This window comes from Mesorhizobium sp. M7A.F.Ca.CA.004.04.2.1 (assembly GCF_004022825.1).
Lineage (GTDB): Bacteria > Pseudomonadota > Alphaproteobacteria > Rhizobiales > Rhizobiaceae > Mesorhizobium.
The window spans coordinates 1-3396 of the sequence record NZ_RZPH01000668.1; the positions used below are offsets into that span (position 1 = coordinate 1).

General features: G+C 62.2%; 4 protein-coding genes. 1 reads left to right on the top strand and 3 read right to left on the bottom strand.

From position 1 onward, the window contains the following. Nucleotides 1-435, bottom strand: a 435-nt coding sequence (locus EN893_RS24905) for an FAD-dependent oxidoreductase (RefSeq protein WP_164901079.1), incomplete at its 3' end; no start/stop codon positions are given. Between the two features lie 112 nt (nt 436-547). Next, entirely contained in the window at nt 548-1588 is a 1041-nt protein-coding gene (gene epmA / locus EN893_RS24910; protein ID WP_127266863.1) for an EF-P lysine aminoacylase EpmA, read from the bottom strand. 117 nt (nt 1589-1705) lie between these two features. Between epmA and efp the strand changes: the two genes are divergently transcribed. After that, nucleotides 1706-2275 carry an elongation factor P gene (gene efp / locus EN893_RS24915; protein ID WP_027038615.1) on the top strand — a complete coding sequence of 190 codons (570 nt, stop codon included), beginning with the start codon at nt 1706-1708 and terminating at the stop codon, nt 2273-2275. 77 nt (nt 2276-2352) lie between these two features. Here the strand turns inward: efp and EN893_RS24920 are convergent, their stop codons facing one another. Further along, a complete protein-coding gene (locus EN893_RS24920) occupies nt 2353-3252 on the bottom strand; it encodes an HNH endonuclease (protein ID WP_127266864.1) in 900 nt (299 codons plus the stop codon). Nucleotides 3253-3396: the final 144 nt, after the last annotated feature.

Below are 3396 nucleotides of genomic sequence, written 5' to 3' on the forward strand. Positions count from 1 at the left end.
GAGGTAAAGACAGCCATTGCGGCGCAGCTGGTCCTCCAGCCCGGCCTCCCCGATCATGTCTTCCCAGGCCGGAAGGGCGTCGGCCAGCAGTCCGGCGAGCGCCAGCGCATTGGCCTGGGTCGCCGCCGGCAGCGATTGCCGCACGAATTGAACCAGCCAGGGCGCCAGTTGCAGCAGTGCCGGCCAGCGCAGCGAAAACGGACTGTCGGGATCAAGCAGCAACTTTGGCAGCGCGCGCAGCACGGCTGGACTGCCGACCGGCATACAGGCGTATTCGGCGATCGTTCCGGCATTGCCTGATGAGGCGCCGGAGCCCGGCTCATGGGGATCGATGAGCAGGACTTCGCGGCCGTCCGCGACAAGGCGAAGTGCCGTCGCCAGCCCGACAACTCCGGCGCCGACAATGGCGATTTCGACCGTTTCAGAAGCAGCCACTGTAGATCTTCCCGATTGACCGTGAATCCAGTACCGATCATGTGGTCTCTTGGTTCGGGGTCACGGTCCAGTCTTGATCCCTGGAATCGAATAGGCCAGATCTTTCCGCGCCTCAGGCAACAGGCGTCCAGATCACGTCCTCGATTTTTTGCGCGCCGGTGGCCAGCATCGCCAGCCGGTCGAAGCCGAGCGCGATGCCGCTGGCCGGCGGCATGATGGCAAGGGCGGCGAGGAAATCCTCGTCCAGCGGATAGCGCTCGCCATAGATGCGCTGCTTCTCGTCCATCTCGATGACGAAGCGCCGGCGCTGCTCGTCGGCGTCGGTCAGTTCGCCAAAGCCGTTGGCGAGTTCGACGCCGCAGCAATAGAGCTCGAAACGCTCCGCCACGCGCGGGTCGCGTGGGCTCGGCCGTGCCAGTGCCGCCTCGGCCACCGGATATTCGCACAGGATGGTCGTTCGTCCCTGCCCGAGGAATGGCTCGATTTTTTCCACCATCACCCGGCTGAACAGGTCGGCCCAGCTGTCGTCGGGCGCGGTACGCATGCCGGCCCGGATCAAGGCGGCGTATAGCGCGTCGCGATCGGTGCTCCCGTCGGCGGCGACCGTGGCCAGCAGATCGATGCCGGAATAGTGGGTGAAGGCGTCCGCCACCGTCAGCCGTTCCGGCTCGGCGAACGGATCGCAGTCGCGGCCCCGGAAAGAGAAAAGAGTCGCCCCTGCCCTTGTAGCGGCCAGCGCCAGGAAGGCCGCGCAATCCAGCATCAGGCTCTCATAGGCTTCGCCCACCCGATACCATTCGAGCATGGTGAATTCGGGATGGTGCAAGGCGCCGCGCTCGCGGTTGCGGTAGACCGGACCGAAGCTGAAAATCCTGACTTCACCGGCGGCGAGCAGCTTCTTGCAGGCGAATTCCGGCGAGGTGTGGAGATAGAGCGGCGCCCTTGCGCCGTCCGGCCCGACCGCTTCGGTGGCGAAAGCCGCCAGATGCGCCTCGTTGCCGGGCGAAATCTGCAGGGCCGCCGTCTGCACCTCGACGAAATCATGGGCGGCGAACCAGTCGCGCAAGCTGGCGGCGATGCCGTTGCGCAGCATCAGCCGCGGGCGGCGGTCGGCATGAACGTCAGGCGTCCACCAGGGCGAAGCTTCGGTCATGCGGCTCGGATCATGGTGGAAGGGGGCTGGCGGCGGCGGCCAAGATGCGGTAGGCCCCCATCCAGCGCCGCACAAGCCGGCAAACGCCAGTCAACTCTTCTTGCAGGATTTAAAACCGTGGTGAAAGTCATCGCCAGTTCGCTCCGCAAAGGCAACGTCGTCGACAAGGACGGCAAGCTTTATGTGATCCTCTTTGCCGAAAACATCCACCCAGGCAAGGGCACGCCTGTAACGCAGCTCGACATGCGCCGCATCGGCGACGGGGTGAAAGTTTCGGAGCGCTACCGCACCACCGAACAGGTGGAGCGCGCCTATGTGGAAGAGCGCGAGCATACCTTCCTCTATCGCGACGGCGAAGGCTTTCATTTCATGAACCCGGAAAGCTACGACCAGGTCGCGGTGTCGGAAGCCGTGGTCGGCGACATGGCGCCTTACCTGCTGGAAGGCATGGCCGTGCAGGTGTCGCAGTTCAACGGCATTGCCATTTCCCTGGTGCTGCCGCAGCGCGCCACCTTCGAAGTGGTGGAAACCGAGCCGACGACCAAGGGCCAGACGGCCTCGTCATCCTACAAGCCGGCCGTGCTGTCCAACGGCGTGCGCACCCTGGTGCCGCCGCACATCGCGCCGGGCACCCGCGTGGTGGTGATGACGGCCGATGGCGCTTATGTGGAGCGGGCGAAGGACTGAGGGGGGCTCTTCCCGCTTAAAGGAGGCCCGTAAGCAAAGCCTTCCCATGGACAGGCGGGGCAGCTTCGAGACACCGCCTATTGCTTGAAACAGTGCTCGCGATGCCATTGCAAGAAATGAGGATGCGGGCGTTCGAGCTGTCGGCGAGGCGGAAGCGCGCGGCGCGTCCTGTTTATGAAGCCCTGCACGCTGTCGAAGTCATTGACCTGTCTGGAGATCAGGATTTCCAAATCGTCCGACAGGCTGATCAATCCACGGTCGAACATCCAATGCGCAGTGCCGGACAGTGCGATCCCATTGTTGACGACATCAGGCCCGTCCGCCTCAACCGGTCGAATATGTGCGGCAGAAACCTCTGCTCGGCCTCCGCCATTTATCAGCTTGAGACCTGTGATCGCGCAGCGCTCGTCATAGGCACGTAAGACGACTCGACGAAAAATGCGGTCCCGCACGATTCGCGATCCGATGTAGCTTACGCGATCACGACTCTGCTCGAATTCGAATGGCGCCTGCTCATCCTGAAAGCCGGCAGATATGCCGACCTCATCAACGCGCGGCAGCAACAACTCATTCGTATCCAGGCCCAGATCGATGATCCGGTTGAAGTCACTTGGGCTGAGTGCGCGGACGGCAGATTGGGCGCGGCCAGAAATCCGTCCCTCATCATTGAGCAGGCCTCGTTCGACGGGACCATCAGATCCGCTAAATGGAACAGGATTGACGAAATCGAGGTAGCTTCCGGGCTCAATCAGCGCGAGATACATGTCAGGCGTTACCGGATCGGGGATGATCTGCTGGACTTTCGCTACAGCGTAATAGCCCCGTGTATCGTTTACCTTGCTGGGCTCGTAGTAGATAATCCACTTGCCGACACACGCTTCAACGCGGCGCAGATACGGGCGAGGAAACTGGTATTGCTCTGCGGGGCGATCGTTGTATCGCGAATCCGAGCGATGAATGAAAACCCCGAATCCCATGAATCTTCCTGCAATGCGTTCTTGGGAATAACTACTCAGATGTGGCATCAAAATCCGAACTTTGGGGTTTAGTCCAGGCGCGGTCGCACTTCCCCATGGCATCGGTCCTTCGCAGCCTCGCGCTGAAGCGCCACACTACAACGA

Bases quoted from the DNA above. Each gene is read 5' to 3' on its own strand.
- EN893_RS24920 (WP_127266864.1), bottom strand. From the start codon at position 3,252: ATGGGATTCGGGGTTTTCATTCATCGCTCGGATTCGCGATACAACGAT.
- epmA (WP_127266863.1), bottom strand. From the start codon at position 1,588: ATGACCGAAGCTTCGCCCTGGTGGACGCCTGACGTTCATGCCGACCGC.